Raw genomic sequence first — 14,349 nt, forward strand, 5'->3', positions numbered from 1 at the left:
CCGGCCCTAGGCTGTGGTCGTGCTAATTCTTCGAGGCTTTCTCGCCTATTTTGCTGTGGCGGTACTCCATGTGGCGAGCCTCGCCGCGGGGTGGGATGACACGGCAGTGGTCACCAAGTTCTCGCTCATGCCCGCTCTTATAGTGGGCGTCGTTATCGTGCGGCGGCGACCGTTCTCCTGGCCCGACTATCTGCTGCTCGCCGCTCTCACGCTGTCGTGGCTCGGTGACATTTTTGTGTCGGATGCCGCGAGCTCACGCTTCCTCGTGGGGCTCGGCTCATTCTTTGCCGCCCATGCGCTTTACCTCGTGCTGTTTCTTCGCGTGGTGAAATCGCGCCGCGTGCCCATGCTGGCGCTACTACTCGTCGTCTGGTGGGCAGGCTTGCTGTTCCTGCTCCGCGATGATCTGGGCTTCTTCTTTGTTCCGCTTGCGGTCTACGGGGCAGTGCTGGCGGCATCCACAGCAGCGGCGTTGGCGACGTCGCGACTGATCGCCACGGGAGCAGTTCTCTTTCTGGCGTCGGATACAGCGCTCGCCTGGGCTCTGTTCGCGCCGAGCCCGGTGTGGTGGCAGTCGGATGTCGTAATCATGACTCTCTACATTGCTGGCCAGTTTCTCATCGCCACCGGGTTCATTCGGGCGCGGAACGCTCGGGGGAACACTGCTAGCGTGTCCGAGTGACTCCTGAGCCCTCCGACCCCGTCGTTCAGCGACGCGTTGCGGTGGGCCCGGTTGTGGCGGCTGTCGTGGCGCTCGTTGTTTTTGCCGTCATCGTGACCGTCGTGGTCACGCTCGCCGCGGCATCCTCGTCGCCGACCGCCACTGCGATGCCAACGGCAGTGTCGTCGCTACCGTCATCGGCGGCAACGAGTGTTCCGACGCCCGAGTCGACGCTGATCCCGCCAAGCGCAGAGTCAACGGGAACACAGTGTTTTGATTACACGGCCGAGGTCTCAGCGCTCGACATCGAATCCGCGCAGGTTGCGCAACGCGATCGTGATGAGGTTGAGGTGGAGATCACTCTGGCGGAACCGTGGGAGGGCTCGTCGGCTCAACTGGGCATCTACGCCGAGCGCGCCGATGGCGACCGCGCGTACCAATTCTCGCTCGAGATCGACGACGGCGAGATTGAAGAGTTCACTTCGCACGAATTCGACCGCGACGACGCTGACGAGCTCGATGTCGACGACGCCGAACTCTCCGGCTCCACCGTGCGTTTTCTCGTGCCTCGTTCCATCGGCAAGAAATTGGGAGACGAGTGGTCGTGGTTCGCTTTCAGCGCCGCCGACGGCTCGACGATCGACACATGCCCGGGAATCCCGAATGCTCCGGAGTATTTGCGTTTCGAAGGCTAGAACTCACGAAATGCTTGCCGAGTAGCCGTTCCGCTAGCGGGCGATGCAGGCTCCGCTAGAAACGGCGGTGCTGAGGTCAGCCGCATTCTCGACGATGGGGCGAACAGCATCCAGCGTCAGTGCGTAACCCACGTTGTTCTGTTCGGTGCTGCTGCCAAAAATCGTGCCCGCAATGTCTCCATCGAGAGTCAGCAGAGGCCCGCCTGAATTTCCAGGATTCACTTGACCCGCCAGAGTGTAGACCTCGCGGGGCGCTGCACCCTCGCCGTAGATGTCGGCACTCTCGAAGGTACTCACGTGCTGCACGAGAGCCGCACTGGTCGTGAAGGGGCCACCATAGGGGTACCCCTGAATTGCCGTGCTGGTGCCGGGGCGTGCCGTGTCTCCGAGCCGGAGCGCGTCGGCGGTGAGGCCGGGCACCGCCAAAACGGCTAAGTCGTTCACGGAGTCGAAATACACAATGGAGCTCGGGAGAACTTGGCCGTTGAGCGCTTCAACCACGGGGCCCGAGGTGCCCGAAACGACATGGGCATTGGTCATGATGCGCTCTGACGCAATCACAAACCCGCTTCCCGTCTGGCCCTGACCGCAGGCGTAAGCATTCCCCGTGATGCGCACAACGGACTGCGCTGCGGCGGAGAGAGCGGGGCTGTCGGCGTCGATGGTGGGGATTTGCGCATTCGGATCGCCGAGAGGCGAACCCAGCAAAGGTAGGGCGCGATCGCTGAGCGCAGTTCGCCAGCGGGCGATGTTCGCTTCGACGACGTCGGGCGTTACATCCTGAATGGTGCGGATGACCGATGACGCTGAAATGGTGCGGGAGAGTATGGGCGCTCCCAGCTGTGCCGCGCTGAAGCTAACCGTCGAGATAACGAGCGCGGCGACGACGAAGATTGCGAGCCCGCCCACCGCACGATCAGCTCCGCGAAGAATCTTCGTCTCGATCGATACGTGAATTGCTTTGCCCGCGGCAGAACCTACTGCGTGCCCCACGGCGACGAGGGCGATGGCTGCCGACACCGCGACCAGCACGCGCACTTGCGGCACCGAGGCCAGCTGCGCAATGTTTTGAGCGAAGAGCATCGCCAAGAAGATTCCGACGGCAACACCAGCGATGACAAAAATGCTGCGGGTGAGGCCGAGTCGGATGCCATAGATGGCGTAGCCCAGCAAGACGCCGACGAGCAGCAGGTCGAGCATCGGGGCGACGTTCATTGTCTCAGCCTAAGGCGCATCGACGGTGTCGGTTGCTGAGTTGGGCGATCGTCGAACGCGAGATAATCTCTCACAGAACAATGTTGGGGGATCGGGTGAGCGACAAGGCGCACGAAAGCCGCGCTCCGGCATCCTTCACCGAGGATTCCGGGTTCGGTCTGGCGATGGCCGCATGCTTGCGCGCCCAGCGAGACAGGGAGCCGCGCACGTGGTTTCAGCGACTCCGCGGCGCGAGCCCGCTCTCGGCCAAGGCCAGCGCGGTGTACGCCCATGGCGTGGGAGAGCTCGAATCTGCTGTCGCACTCGCTGCGCTGGGTGCCGATTGGTTCATTGCCGGCTCCACTGACAGCAGCGATACGAGTGTTGGCGCGGATCACGTCGTTCTCGGCCCGGCGGGAGTCTTCGCTGTGTGTAGCCGGCGGCATCCGGGAGCGAAAGCGGTAACTGCCGGGCGCATGATCCTCATCAATGGTCGCCGCGTTGCGTACGTCCGCGACGCCACAATCTTGGCCGAGCGCCTCACCGATTCGTTCGCCGCCCTCGGCGCCCCCTCCGTGCAGGTGCGCCCGCTCGTCACCCTCACGGGAACCTCCGAACTGGTTCGGGGCCGCATGAAAGCGCCGGTTCCGGTGTTGCCTCTTCAGGATCTTGCAGCTTGGCTCATTCGTCACGAAGCTGTCTATTCGCGGGCGGAAATTGCTGCCCTGGTTCCCGTCGCCGGTCGCCTCAGTGGCTGGACCGCACGCCCTGCGGTCACGGGCCCGAGCATTCGGCTCACCGCCCGCTTCGAGCGACTGCGAACTGAAGTGGATGCCGCCCGCCGCCGCTACCGGCTATGGATCGCGCTCGGGGGAGCGGTTGCGCTCGCGGCCACCGTCACGATGATGGCGTTCGCGATTCCCGCAATTGTTGCTCTCTTCGCTGGGTAGTACTGCGGGAGCCCTGCCTCTGCTAAACTTTCAAGGTTGCCGTCTAACGGCCGCGGATAAAGAGAGCTCAAGCATTTCAGCTATGGGCACCGCGCAACGACTAGAAAGGGGATCACCTTATGGCTCTAGAAGCAAGCATCAAGAAGGCGATCATCGAAGAGTACGCAACCCACCCAGGTGACACGGGATCCCCCGAGGTCCAGATCGCGATGATGACTCGTCGCATCCTCGACCTCACGGAGCACCTCAAGATGCACAAGCACGACCACCACTCACGTCGTGGACTGCTTCTTCTTGTTGGTCAGCGTCGTCGTCTGCTGGGTTACCTGCAGAACGTTGACATCACGCGTTACCGTACGCTGATTGAGAAGCTGGGACTGCGCCGCTAGTCCACTCGTCACACTTGCCAAAGGCCGTCATCGCATTGCGATGGCGGCCTTTGTTGTTGCTGTGAGCGTGTTGCCTATTCGGCGGTGGCCGGTGCGCTGGGAGCAGTGGTCTTGGGCTTGCGCGGCAGCGTGAGCAGGGTGGTGAGGCTCACGGCGATCATGAGTACGGCGCCGATAGCCACGAGCGAGAAGACGCCGGCGGCGGGAAGCACGAACATCGCTACACCGGCCGCCATCGAGACGATGCCGCTGACCCAGCCGAACCAGCGCGGGTGGATGGTGCCGCGCACTCCACCGACGAGGTCGACGACTCCTTCGAGAATCCAGCCGATTCCGATGACGAGGGCGAGCGCGATGAGCGTCTGGAACGGGTTAGCGAGGCACAGGATTCCGGCGATCACGATGAGGAGTCCGAGAAGGCCAGTGGTCCAGCGCATCGGGGAGTCAAGGTTGTTCGCGACGAAAGCGGCGGTCACGCGGTACATTCCCGACGCGATGAGGTAGATGCCGAAGAGCACTGCGATGGTGAGCAAGGTTGCGCCGGGGAACAGCAGCCCGATGACTCCGAGCACAAGCCCGATGACGGCGACCGCCATGAGTTGACCGCGGTGAACGCGCAAGAGTCCGGGGAGAAGATCTTCAGCCGAGACGGGGCGGGGAGTGGTGCTGTCAGACGAGCTCATTACGGTCCTAACCAGAGTTGTCAATGCGTGCCTTACGTTGCCCATTCTCCCAGTTGGATTACCCCAGTGTGCAACTGCGACGCACCGGTTAGGCTCGAAGCATGTCGCGTCGTGTTACTTACTCTCAGCTCGGTGGGCCTGAAGTGCTCACGATTTCCGAAGTTACCGAACCTCACGCTGGTGCGGGCGAGGTGCGGGTGCGCGTGAAGTGCGCCGGCATCAATCCCTTTGACGCGAAGGTTTTTAGAGGGGCGGCTACGGCTAATCCACAAAGCGTGGAATTCCCGAGTGGCAACGGCAACGACTTCGCCGGTGTTGTCGATGAAGTTGGCGCGGGAGTGGACCAGTGGGCTGTCGGTGACGAAGTGCTCGGCGGCAAGGGCTTCAGCGGTCAGGCAGATTTCGTTGTTGTTCCCGCAGCCAAGCTCGTTCGCAAGCCGGCTGATTTGAGTTGGGAACAGGCGGGCGGCCTCGATATCGCCGGTCGTACGGCCTGGGCGAGCGTCGAAGCTGTCGCCCTCACTGAGGCCGACACCGTTCTCGTGAGCGCTGCAGCGGGTGGCGTCGGCGTCATCGCCGCGCAGCTCGCCAAGCTCAAGGGTGCGAAAGTGATTGGCTCCGCCAGCGCATCGAACCATGAGTTCTTGCGTTCGCTCGGCGTCCACCCCGTCGCGTACGGCGAGGGCATGGTCGAGCGCATCCTCGAGATCAGCCCCGAAGGTGTGACCGCTGCCCTCGATAACAACGGCCGCGAAACAGTGGATGCTGCGCTAGCGCTGGGTGCCCCGGCCGACCGCATCAACACGATCGCTGACTACGCGGCGGTCTCGGAGTACGGCACCTCAGGTGTCGGTGCCGCGGGGGCGACCCCGGCCGACCTCGCGTCGCTTGCGGCCCTCGTTGCTGCCGGAACCGTTGAGGTTCCGATCGACTCGGTGTTCCCGCTCGAGCAGGTCTCTGAGGCCTACGCCAAGCTTCTCGAAGGCCACGCTCGTGGCAAGATTGTGCTCACGCTCTAGAGAGGCATCCGCCATTTTCCAGCTCTTTTCTACCGGCATCATCGCCGGGATCGCGGGCTTTGCATCATCGTTCACCCTTGTGGTTGCTGGGCTGCACGCGGTCGGCGCGAGTGACGACCAGGCAGCCTCTGGCCTGTTGATTCTGACGGTCATGATGGGGCTTGTGACGATTGGGCTGGCGTGGGGCTACCGGATGCCGATCACGGTCGCGTGGTCGACTCCCGGTGCCGCTCTGCTGATCGTTGCGGCGCAGGGTGACGTCGAGTTTCAGGCCGCAGTTGGTGCCTTCATCGTGTGCGGCGTGCTCATTATGGTGTGCGGCCTGGTTCCCGCGCTGGGGCGACTCATCACGCGAATTCCGCAACCGATCGCGAGTGCAATGCTCGCGGGCATCCTGTTTCCGATTTGTCTTGCGCCGATTACCGCGTCGGTGGAGTACCCCTGGTTGGGCCTTCCGATGGTCGTGGTGTGGTTGATTCTGTTGAAGGTTGCCCCGCGCTGGGCTGTGCCGGGAGCGCTTGTTGCAGCGATTGTTGCGATTGCGCTGACGACCGACCGCAGTCTGTTTGGTGATGCCGCCGTGGTGCCTCAGCTCACTCTCGTGATTCCCGTCTTCGACCCGATTCTGATCGTAAGCCTCGGTATCCCGCTGTTCATCGTCACGATGGCCGGGCAAAACGTGCCGGGCTTCACCGTCATGCGCACCTACGGCTATGCGGTTCCCGCCGGCCCTGCTCTCGCTGTTACCGGTGCCGCGTCTGCCGCGAGTGCGTTCTTCGGCGGTCACGCCCTCAACCTCGCCGCTATCACCGCAGCGCTCACGGCGAGCGAAGAAGCGCACGATGACCCGAAGCGCCGCTGGATCGCCTCTGTGGCAGCGGGCACCACTTACGTTGTGATCGGTCTGGGGGCCGGTTTCGCCACCGCCCTCGTCTCGGTAGCGCCTCCCATTGTGGTGGTGGCGATCGCGGGGCTTGCGGTGATCGGTGCTCTCATCACTTCGGTGCGTACTGCTCTGGATGCTGCCGAGCACCGCATCGCGGCCATCGCCACGTTCCTCGTTGCCGCGTCGGGCATCACCGTGATCGGAATTGGCTCCGCGTTTTGGGCGCTCATCGTCGGAGCGATCATCATGGCGTGGCTCGGTTGGCGCCGAAAGACTGGCGTCACGGCCACGCCAGCGGGTCCGGATGCCGCCCCCGAGGGAGCCGGGCCGACCGCCCCTGAGAGTGCCGCACCGGCCGTCCCAGAAAAGAAACTTTAAAGTTTTTTGCGATTGCTGCATCCAAAACAGGGGTTCAGCCAGAAGTACTCCATGTAAGGCGATTTACGCCCGACCATGAGAGGACAAGAACAGTGCGAAACAAAATTTTTGCCGGTGTAGCTGCCGGAGCGATTGCCGCCGTAGGAGTCGCCATCCCCGCCAACGCAATCTCGGACACCACCGCTGACCTGTACGTTCTGCACGCAGTGCCGGGACTCACCGTAGACGTTTACGTCAACGGCGAACTCACCCTCGACGACTTCGAGCCCGGTGACCTCGCAGGCCCTCTCGACCTTCCGGCCGACACCTACACGGTCGCGATCACCGCCTCTGATGCCGCCGACGACTCGTCGCCCGCCATCGGCCCGATCGACCTCACGCTCGAAGCAAACACGAGCTACACCGCGGTGGCTCACCTCGATGAATCAGGTGACCCCACGGCCAGCCTCTTCACCAACGACCTCTCGACGGTCGCTGCCGGTGAAGGCCGACTCACCGTTCGCCACACGGCTGCAGCCCCCGCTGTCGACGTGCTCGCCAACGATGCAGTTGCCTTCGAAAACCTGAGCAACCCCGACGAAGTGAAGGCTGACCTTGCGGTCGGAACGATCTCCGCCGCTGTTGCACTCACCGGAACCACTGACCCCGTCATTGGCCCGGCTGACGTCGAAATCGCCGAAGGCGTCAACACAATCGTGTACGCCTGGGGCAGCGCCGCAGACGACAACCTCACCCTCGCAGTGCAGACCATTGACGGTCTCCACTCGAACCCCGGCGGAGTAGACGCCGGAACTGCAGGACTCGCCGCTGACAACAACAACGGCATCCTCGTCGCCGGTCTCGGTGGCCTCGCGGCACTCCTTGCTCTCGCAGGATTCGCCGCAACCCGACTCTCCGCCGCCCGCGCAGCGAAGTAGTCACAGCACAACCTCCACAGCACGACCCAGTACGACCCAGCACGACCCAGTACGAACAGCACTCACACACCCCAGCAAGGAGAACGTCATGGCCCCGAGAACCCTAGTCCTCGCGGCCATGGCGCTTCTCCTTGCTGGCTGTGCTGCAGCCCCCGCAGAATCCATCGCCCCGACGCCCGTGCAATCCCCGCCGCCCACCGCGGTGATCGATGTGCCCCGCCAGTCGAGCGAACTTGCACCGGTAGAGCAGCTTGCTGCCCCGGTTCGCATCCACATTCCTTCCGTCTCCATCGACATCCAGATCACACCGGTCGGAGTCGAGGATGACGGTCTCATGCAGATCCCCGAAGACATTCGAGTCGCCGGCTGGTACCGCTACGGTCCCGCACCCGCCAGTGACACCGGTTCGACCGTAATCACCGCCCATGTCGACGACTTCGAACAGGGCCTTGGCCCCTTCGCCTATCTCAAAGAGATGCCAGCGAATGCCGAAATCATCGTGACAACAGATGACGGCGTCGATCACCGCTACGTTCTCGAATCCGTGCAGAACATCGAGAAGAAACAACTGCCTCTCGACCAGGTCTTCGACCGCGACGGAGCTCCACGAATTGTGCTCATCACGTGTGGGGGACAGTTCGATCAGAACGTCTTGAACTATTCTGACAACGTCATAGCGATTGCTAACCCGCTATGAACACCCTCAACCGGAGAGCTATGACGGACGACGAAGCCGCAGACGAAGCCCGCATGACGCAGGCGTTCATCGCGGGCGACGAAGCGGCGCTCGCGGAGGTGTACAAGCGGTGGTCATCGCTCGTCTTCACACTGGCAGTTCGCTCGCTCGGCGATCGCGGCGATGCAGAAGACGTCGCTCAAAAAGTCTTCGTCTCAGCCTGGACCGGGCGCTCAAGTTTCAAGCCTGAACGATCGAGCCTGTCGGCGTGGCTCGTCGGAATCACCAAGAACAAGATCGCCGACACTCACGAAGCTCGAGCGCGAATTCGCCGGCTTCAAGAAGAACTGGCGTCAACAACTTCGCGGGGGGAGGCTGTCGTGGAAGACTTCGACTTGGCCGACACCCTGATGGTTGCCGACGAGATCGCTCGCCTTGAGCCGGATGCTCAAGCGATCATGCGATTAGCGTTTTTCGACGATCTCACCCACAACCAAATAGCCGACCGTCTCGAACTACCTTTAGGCACGGTCAAGAGCCATATCCGGCGCAGTCTGCAACGGATGCGAACACGATTGGAGGCGACCTATGCGACACGTTGATCCTGAGGTCCTTGCGCTGCTCGCCCTGGGTGAGCAAGTTGCCCTCCCCGAAGACAGTGTGCACGTGCGCGAATGTGACCAGTGCCGTCGCGAGATCGAAATCCTTGCGCGTGCTGCAATGATTGGCCGTTCCACTTTCGATGCTGGTGAGCTGCTCGAAGCTCCCTCGCGCGTCTGGGATCGCATCAGCGACGAGCTGGCGCTGACGGCCGAAGACGCAAGCGCGACATCCGCCCCCGCCGTTGGCGATGCTGACGACAGGGTTCCCAGCGACAGGGTGCCCAGCGACGAACTGGCCCAGAAACGCGTCGAACGCGTCGAACGCGACGATGTCGCGCTAGACGAGTCAACCGCAACGAGCATCGCGGAAAGTGGCACTGTGCACTCTCTTGCCGAGCGCCGTCGCCGTCCGTGGATCGGCTTTGTTGCTGCAGCGGCCGCCGTCGCCCTCGTCGCGAGCGCCGGTACCGCGCTGTGGGCAACTTTCAGTCCTGCTGCACAGCCGACCATCCTCGCAAGCGCAACCCTCGAAGCATTCCCTGCCTGGCCAGATTCCACGGGTGAAGCCAAGCTTGAGCAATTGCCCGACGGTACGCGCGTGATCGACGTCAACTTTAATGCTCCCGCGACCGACGGTGGCTACCGTGAAGTCTGGTTGATCACAACGGATGCCACGGCTCTCGTCAGCCTCGGAATCGTTGAAGGTACGTCAGGTCAGTTCACGGTTCCCGACGGGCTCGATATCTCGAGTTACGACCTCGTGGACATCTCAGAGGAACAGTTCGACGGAAACCCGGCTCACTCCGGCGACTCCATCGTGCGCGGTCAGCTCTCCACCGAGGCCTAGCGAGCGCCGCTGCTGTGCACTGTCGGCGTGAGCCCGAACTCCGATTAGTCGAAGTGCGTGGTCTCGAGCCGGTGAAGGGCGAGAGCTACGGAGAGCCGGGTGCGACCGCGCGACGTGCGCACGTCAAAGCCGAGTTTCGCGCTTAACTCTTCTGCCCGCGACTGCACCGTCGAGTGGTGAAAACCGAGGGTCGCTGCTGCTGCGCGAAGGCTCTCGCTCGCGGCCAGAGTGTCGAGCATGGGCACGATGCGTGGGGTCGCACGAATCACGACGCCGAGCGACTGGAGGTCGCAATTCTCGGGAGCTCCCGCGGGACTGATTTCGGCGAGCAGCAACAACGAACCAAGATCATCCCCGTACAACACGGGCTCATGATCGGAGGTCAGGCGTAGCGCGGTGAGCGCCGAAAGCCACGAGCGCACCAGATCGGCGGGGGAGGCAGCGATGCCGATGCCGGCGCGCTCTGCTGCCACGGCATCCGTACTGAGCACGATTTCGGCGCGAACGGCGCCAGCGACCGTTGTCATTACGGCAGCAGGGCCCGCAGCTGCTGTCGTAGTGCTTGCTGGCTGAGTGATCACGCGGTAGCGCGTAGTGCTCGCCAAGTGCAGAGATTGGGCTGCGGCTTGGCGGTGCTTGACGGTTTCGGTGGGGTCGAGAAGGGTCTCGACGGGATTGCGTAGTGCTGCGGCAGGGCCGGTGCGTTCGAAGAGGATGCTGAGGGCGAGCGCGACACGCTCGAGAATCATGTCGTCGTTCGCGTGAGCGCCGCCGTCACGTTCGATCCAGACCGTCCCTCCACCGGTAAGGCTTCGGGGCGGCCACGAAGCGGGGGAGCCAGGATCAGCACTGCGGCGTCCACGTTCGTCGACTCGCAGGCTGAGAGACGGCGAGGCCACCCCGGCGGGGCATCCGGCCAGCATGCTCGCGCCGCGAACAAGAACCTCGGCGTTGGCATGACCGGCGGTCAACGCGTCGAAGTATGAGATCACCCGCAAGGTTTCGCTGGCCTCGGGGTCGAGCGCCTTCAAGCGTCCGGCTAGTTCTTGCATTCTCGTTCCGCCCTCTGTGGTTCGAGCCCTACTCTATTGCGGCCCTGCGAGAACAGACAGTCGCGGTTGGGCTCGAACCACAGTGACGCTGGGGTGTGCCAGTGGATGATTAGAGGCCGAGCGTGCGGCGCAAGCAGCTGAGTCGTGCATCTTGCGTGGCGACCGATAGCGCCGCGAACGGAGCCAGTACATCGTAGGCATGGAAGCCGCCGGGCCAGACGTGCAGTTCGCAGTCTCCACCTGACGCCCAAATGGTGGAGGCATACGCAACGTCTTCGTCGCGGAACACTTCTGCAGTGCCCACATCGATGAACGCCGGAGGAAGATTGCTGAGGTCTGTCGCTCGCGAGGGAGCCGCATAGATCGAGACGTCGTCTGTCTTGCGGCGGTCGCCAAGCAGGGCATCCCAGCCGGTGTCATTGCTGCCGCGATCCCAAATGCCCTTGCCGTCGATCTGATAGCTCGACACGGTGTCATTGCGGTCGTCGAGCATCGGATAGATCAGCATTTGGGCGGCGAGCGGAGGCCCTTGACGGTCGCGCGCCAGTAGTGCCGTTCCGGCGGCAAGCCCACCGCCCGCGCTACCGCCCGCGATGACGAGCTTTTTCGCGTCGATGCCGAGCCGTGCTGCGTTTTCCGCCGTCCACACTAGAGCGGCGTAGCAGTCGTCGACGGGAGCGGGGTCCGGATGCTCGGGAGCCAGACGGTATTCGACCGACACCACCACGGCATCCAACTCTTCGACCCAGTCGAGCATTGTCTCGATCCCTCTGAAGCGATCGCCGAAGATCATTCCACCGCCGTGGGTGTGCACAACGCCGACTCCGGCAACGCTGTGATCGTCGCGTTGGAAGAGTGAGACGAGCAAATCGCCACCGGGACCCGCGAACGTTTCCTCGCGATGAGTTATCTTTCGACCAGCGAGAATCTCCTCGAGCGACAGGGTGGGCGTGGCCCGCCGTGGCTGGATCATGTCGGGGGTAATGGTCGAAGGCTCTTGCTCATTGATGATCGCGAGCGCCGCAGCCAGCTCCACATCGAACGGGGGAGCGGGATGAAACTCAGATGCACTCATGGGGCCTCCATCGGTTTGCGCCACAGCGGTGTGACGGCCTGCCTCCACGCTAGAGCGTTGCGGCACTGCGCGAGTACCGCCACTCATTCCACGATGGCTGCACGTTAACCGCCATGTGGCGGTACGGCTCCGGAATTATCGGGAAATAGCGTGGTTGAACGGAATAACTGATTCATCCAGACAGATTTTGGGAGACCGGAGCACACCATGCAGTTCGGAATTTTCACCGTCAGCGACATCACTACTGACCCGACCAATGGCACGACGCCCACCGAGGCGGAGCGCATCAAGGCCACCGTGACCATCGCCAAGAAAGCGGAAGAAGTCGGGCTCGATGTCTTCGCCCTGGGGGAGCACCACAACCCTCCGTTCTTCTCCTCGAGCCCCACCACCACGCTGGCCTATATCGCCGCGCAGACCGAGAAGCTCATCCTCTCGACCAGCACGACGCTCATCACGACGAACGACCCCGTGAAGATCGCGGAGGACTACGCGATGCTTCAGCACCTCTCCGACGGTCGCGCCGACCTCATGATGGGCCGCGGCAACACGGGGCCGGTGTACCCGTGGTTTGGCAAAGACATTCGCGAGGGCATCCCGCTCGCCATCGAAAACTACTCGCTGCTGCACAAGCTGTGGCGTGAAGAGTTCGTGAACTGGGAGGGCAAGTACCGCACGCCGTTGCAGGGCTTCCAGTCGACGCCGCGACCCTTGGATGGCGTGCCTCCCTTTGTCTGGCACGGTTCGATCCGCAGTCCCGAGATCGCTGAGCAAGCCGCGTACTACGGCGACGGCTTCTTTGCGAACAACATCTTCTGGCCCAAAGAGCACTACATGCGTCTCGTGAGCTACTACCGTCAGCGCTTCGAGCACTACGGCCACGGCACCGCGGAGCAGGCCATTGTGGGTCTCGGCGGTCAAGCCTTCATGCGCAGCAACTCACAGGCGGCCAAGGCAGAGTTCCGCCCGTACTTCGACAATGCTCCCGTGTATGGCCACGGACCCTCGATGGAGGACTTCACCGACCAGACGCCGCTCGCCGTGGGTAGCCCGCAAGAGGTCATCGACAAGTACGCCGGCATGCGCGAGCACTTCGGCGACTACCAGCGCCAGCTCTTCCTCATGGACCACGCTGGACTGCCGCTCAAGACCGTTCTCGAGCAGCTCGACATTCTCGGCGAAGAGGTCGTTCCCGTCCTCCGCAAGGAGTTCGCCACCAATCGTCCCGCTGAGGTTCCGGATGCCCCCACTCACGCTTCGCTCGTCGCCAAGCGCGATGCGGCTCTCGCCACCGTCGCGGCCGACGCCCCCGCAACCGTCTAGCTTCGCTACCGGCTCGCTTCACTCCACTAGATCCCCAGAAAGAAGCACATCATGTCCGACGTCAAGAAAATTGCCGTCATCGCCGCTGGCCTCAGCCAGCCATCGTCCACCCGACTGCTCGCCGACCGGCTCACTGAAGCAACCGACACCGACCTGCGTGACCGCGGTATAGAAGCCGAAGTGACCGTCATCGAGCTGCGCGACCTCGCGCACGACGTGACGAACAACCTGCTCACGGGCTTCCCGAGCACCAAGCTCGACGAAGCGATCGCCGCTGTCACCAGCGCCGACGGGCTTATTGCCGTCACGCCCATCTTCACGACGAGCTACAGCGGGCTGTTCAAGTCATTCATCGACGTGCTCGACCCGCAATCCTTGACGGATCTGCCGGTGCTGCTCGGAGCGACCGGTGGAACAGATCGTCACTCCCTCGCGATCGACTACGCGATGCGACCGCTCTTCAGCTACTTGCATGCCGTGGCTGTGCCGACCGGCGTCTATGCGGCATCCGCGGACTGGGGAAGTGGTTCAGATAGTGCGTCGAGCACTCTTCCGGCACGAATCGCGCGGGCGGCGGGAGAACTCGCGGCGCTCGCCGCGGTGTCCGATCGTTCGAGCCGGGTTATTGATCCCTTTGCGCTGCCGGAGGGCTTCAGCCCCGTCGGTAGCTTCGGAGCGCAGTAAGAACCAGCCGCGCTGCTCGGCGAACTCCGCGGGGAGCATCCCCGCCGATCTCGCCGGGCGGCAGCGGTCGCTTCGTTTGTTTTACCCAGTCTTGCGGCGGAAGTCGCGCTTGTGATCGGCGCGGTCCTGAGTGCCGTGGATAGCCGATTCGGCATCCAAATGTCCTGGGCGTGATGTTTCTTTGCCCTGCTTGCGATCAAGCGCCTCGCGGAACCTGCGCTTGTTCTCTTCGCTCGCAGAGGGTGTTTCTTCTGTGGGTTCCATACCCGTCAGCGTAGGCCACCTGCATGATAATCAGCGCCGAAACCGTGTCGTGCG

The 14,349-nt window shown here is 62.9% G+C and carries 17 protein-coding genes; 12 read left to right on the plus strand and 5 right to left on the minus strand.

The features are described from left to right. The first annotated feature begins 19 nt into the window (after positions 1 to 19). Positions 20 to 682 (plus strand): lysoplasmalogenase, encoded by a 663-nt coding sequence (locus tag ACWTV1_RS11550; protein WP_498505439.1) that lies wholly within the window; start codon positions 20 to 22, stop codon positions 680 to 682. After that, on the plus strand, positions 679 to 1,356 hold the full coding sequence (locus ACWTV1_RS11555; protein WP_498505440.1) for a hypothetical protein: 678 nt from the start codon (positions 679 to 681) through the stop codon (positions 1,354 to 1,356). The genes ACWTV1_RS11550 and ACWTV1_RS11555 overlap by 4 nt, the downstream gene beginning before the upstream one ends. Positions 1,357 to 1,389: 33 nt before the next feature. On the opposite strand, the gene ACWTV1_RS11560 is transcribed toward ACWTV1_RS11555, so the two are convergent. After that, the gene (locus ACWTV1_RS11560) at positions 1,390 to 2,571 is read right to left on the minus strand and encodes a MarP family serine protease (protein ID WP_498505441.1); all 1,182 of its coding nucleotides are present in this window, start codon (positions 2,569 to 2,571) and stop codon (positions 1,390 to 1,392) included. Between the two features lie 95 nt (positions 2,572 to 2,666). Between ACWTV1_RS11560 and ACWTV1_RS11565 the strand changes: the two genes are divergently transcribed. After that, a complete protein-coding gene (locus ACWTV1_RS11565; protein WP_498505442.1) occupies positions 2,667 to 3,500 on the plus strand; it encodes a hypothetical protein in 834 nt (277 codons plus the stop codon). Between the two features lie 119 nt (positions 3,501 to 3,619). Next, on the plus strand, positions 3,620 to 3,889 hold the full coding sequence (gene rpsO / locus ACWTV1_RS11570; protein ID WP_009771894.1) for a 30S ribosomal protein S15: 270 nt from the start codon (positions 3,620 to 3,622) through the stop codon (positions 3,887 to 3,889). A gap of 74 nt (positions 3,890 to 3,963) precedes the next feature. On the opposite strand, the gene ACWTV1_RS11575 is transcribed toward rpsO, so the two are convergent. Next, positions 3,964 to 4,572, minus strand: a complete 609-nt coding sequence (locus ACWTV1_RS11575; RefSeq protein WP_498505443.1) for an HdeD family acid-resistance protein — start codon at positions 4,570 to 4,572, stop codon at positions 3,964 to 3,966. Between the two features lie 101 nt (positions 4,573 to 4,673). On the opposite strand from ACWTV1_RS11575, the gene ACWTV1_RS11580 reads away from it, so the two are divergent. The 6 genes from ACWTV1_RS11580 (at position 4,674) to ACWTV1_RS11605 (ending at position 9,897) form a co-directional block, all read left to right on the plus strand. After that, positions 4,674 to 5,591 (plus strand): NADP-dependent oxidoreductase, encoded by a 918-nt coding sequence (locus ACWTV1_RS11580; RefSeq protein ID WP_498505444.1) that lies wholly within the window; start codon positions 4,674 to 4,676, stop codon positions 5,589 to 5,591. Then, the gene (locus ACWTV1_RS11585; protein WP_498505445.1) at positions 5,566 to 6,855 is read left to right on the plus strand and encodes a benzoate/H(+) symporter BenE family transporter; all 1,290 of its coding nucleotides are present in this window, start codon (positions 5,566 to 5,568) and stop codon (positions 6,853 to 6,855) included. Before ACWTV1_RS11580 ends, ACWTV1_RS11585 begins: the two co-directional genes overlap by 26 nt. A 92-nt stretch (positions 6,856 to 6,947) precedes the next feature. Next, entirely contained in the window at positions 6,948 to 7,772 is an 825-nt protein-coding gene (locus ACWTV1_RS11590) for a DUF4397 domain-containing protein (RefSeq protein ID WP_100390051.1), read from the plus strand. 88 nt (positions 7,773 to 7,860) lie between these two features. Beyond that, positions 7,861 to 8,469, plus strand: coding sequence for a class F sortase (locus ACWTV1_RS11595; RefSeq protein ID WP_498505446.1), 609 nt, complete (start codon positions 7,861 to 7,863; stop codon positions 8,467 to 8,469). 20 nt (positions 8,470 to 8,489) lie between these two features. Further along, a complete protein-coding gene (locus tag ACWTV1_RS11600; RefSeq protein WP_498505447.1) occupies positions 8,490 to 9,050 on the plus strand; it encodes an RNA polymerase sigma factor in 561 nt (186 codons plus the stop codon). Then, positions 9,037 to 9,897 carry an anti-sigma factor gene (locus ACWTV1_RS11605; protein ID WP_498505448.1) on the plus strand — a complete coding sequence of 287 codons (861 nt, stop codon included), beginning with the start codon at positions 9,037 to 9,039 and terminating at the stop codon, positions 9,895 to 9,897. The genes ACWTV1_RS11600 and ACWTV1_RS11605 overlap by 14 nt, the downstream gene beginning before the upstream one ends. 44 nt (positions 9,898 to 9,941) lie before the next feature. On the opposite strand, the gene ACWTV1_RS11610 is transcribed toward ACWTV1_RS11605, so the two are convergent. Further along, positions 9,942 to 10,949, minus strand: coding sequence for a helix-turn-helix domain-containing protein (locus tag ACWTV1_RS11610; RefSeq protein ID WP_498505449.1), 1,008 nt, complete (start codon positions 10,947 to 10,949; stop codon positions 9,942 to 9,944). A gap of 109 nt (positions 10,950 to 11,058) precedes the next feature. Continuing rightward, the gene (locus tag ACWTV1_RS11615) at positions 11,059 to 12,024 is read right to left on the minus strand and encodes an alpha/beta hydrolase (RefSeq protein WP_498505450.1); all 966 of its coding nucleotides are present in this window, start codon (positions 12,022 to 12,024) and stop codon (positions 11,059 to 11,061) included. Between the two features lie 207 nt (positions 12,025 to 12,231). Between ACWTV1_RS11615 and ACWTV1_RS11620 the strand changes: the two genes are divergently transcribed. Together ACWTV1_RS11620 and ACWTV1_RS11625 are read left to right on the plus strand one after the other, a co-directional pair. Next, positions 12,232 to 13,347, plus strand: coding sequence for an LLM class flavin-dependent oxidoreductase (locus tag ACWTV1_RS11620; RefSeq protein WP_498505451.1), 1,116 nt, complete (start codon positions 12,232 to 12,234; stop codon positions 13,345 to 13,347). 51 nt (positions 13,348 to 13,398) lie between these two features. Next, positions 13,399 to 14,031, plus strand: coding sequence for an FMN reductase (locus tag ACWTV1_RS11625; RefSeq protein ID WP_498505452.1), 633 nt, complete (start codon positions 13,399 to 13,401; stop codon positions 14,029 to 14,031). Positions 14,032 to 14,112: 81 nt separating this feature from the next. Here ACWTV1_RS11625 and ACWTV1_RS11630 read toward each other — a convergent pair whose 3' ends face one another. Continuing rightward, positions 14,113 to 14,295, minus strand: coding sequence for a DUF5302 domain-containing protein (locus tag ACWTV1_RS11630; protein WP_010205171.1), 183 nt, complete (start codon positions 14,293 to 14,295; stop codon positions 14,113 to 14,115). Positions 14,296 to 14,349 lie beyond the last annotated feature (54 nt).

The organism is Salinibacterium sp. VpJ6 (assembly GCF_059767345.1).

Coding starts and splice junctions, on each gene's coding strand:
- ACWTV1_RS11580 (WP_498505444.1), top strand. CDS start 4,674: ATGTCGCGTCGTGTTACTTACTCTCAGCTCGGTGGGCCTGAAGTGCTC.
- ACWTV1_RS11625 (WP_498505452.1), top strand. CDS start 13,399: ATGTCCGACGTCAAGAAAATTGCCGTCATCGCCGCTGGCCTCAGCCAG.
- ACWTV1_RS11610 (WP_498505449.1), bottom strand. CDS start 10,949: ATGCAAGAACTAGCCGGACGCTTGAAGGCGCTCGACCCCGAGGCCAGC.
- ACWTV1_RS11630 (WP_010205171.1), bottom strand. CDS start 14,295: ATGGAACCCACAGAAGAAACACCCTCTGCGAGCGAAGAGAACAAGCGC.
- rpsO (WP_009771894.1), top strand. CDS start 3,620: ATGGCTCTAGAAGCAAGCATCAAGAAGGCGATCATCGAAGAGTACGCA.
- ACWTV1_RS11615 (WP_498505450.1), bottom strand. CDS start 12,024: ATGAGTGCATCTGAGTTTCATCCCGCTCCCCCGTTCGATGTGGAGCTG.
- ACWTV1_RS11575 (WP_498505443.1), bottom strand. CDS start 4,572: ATGAGCTCGTCTGACAGCACCACTCCCCGCCCCGTCTCGGCTGAAGAT.
- ACWTV1_RS11595 (WP_498505446.1), top strand. CDS start 7,861: ATGGCCCCGAGAACCCTAGTCCTCGCGGCCATGGCGCTTCTCCTTGCT.
- ACWTV1_RS11560 (WP_498505441.1), bottom strand. CDS start 2,571: ATGAACGTCGCCCCGATGCTCGACCTGCTGCTCGTCGGCGTCTTGCTG.
- ACWTV1_RS11620 (WP_498505451.1), top strand. CDS start 12,232: ATGCAGTTCGGAATTTTCACCGTCAGCGACATCACTACTGACCCGACC.
- ACWTV1_RS11600 (WP_498505447.1), top strand. CDS start 8,490: ATGACGGACGACGAAGCCGCAGACGAAGCCCGCATGACGCAGGCGTTC.
- ACWTV1_RS11605 (WP_498505448.1), top strand. CDS start 9,037: ATGCGACACGTTGATCCTGAGGTCCTTGCGCTGCTCGCCCTGGGTGAG.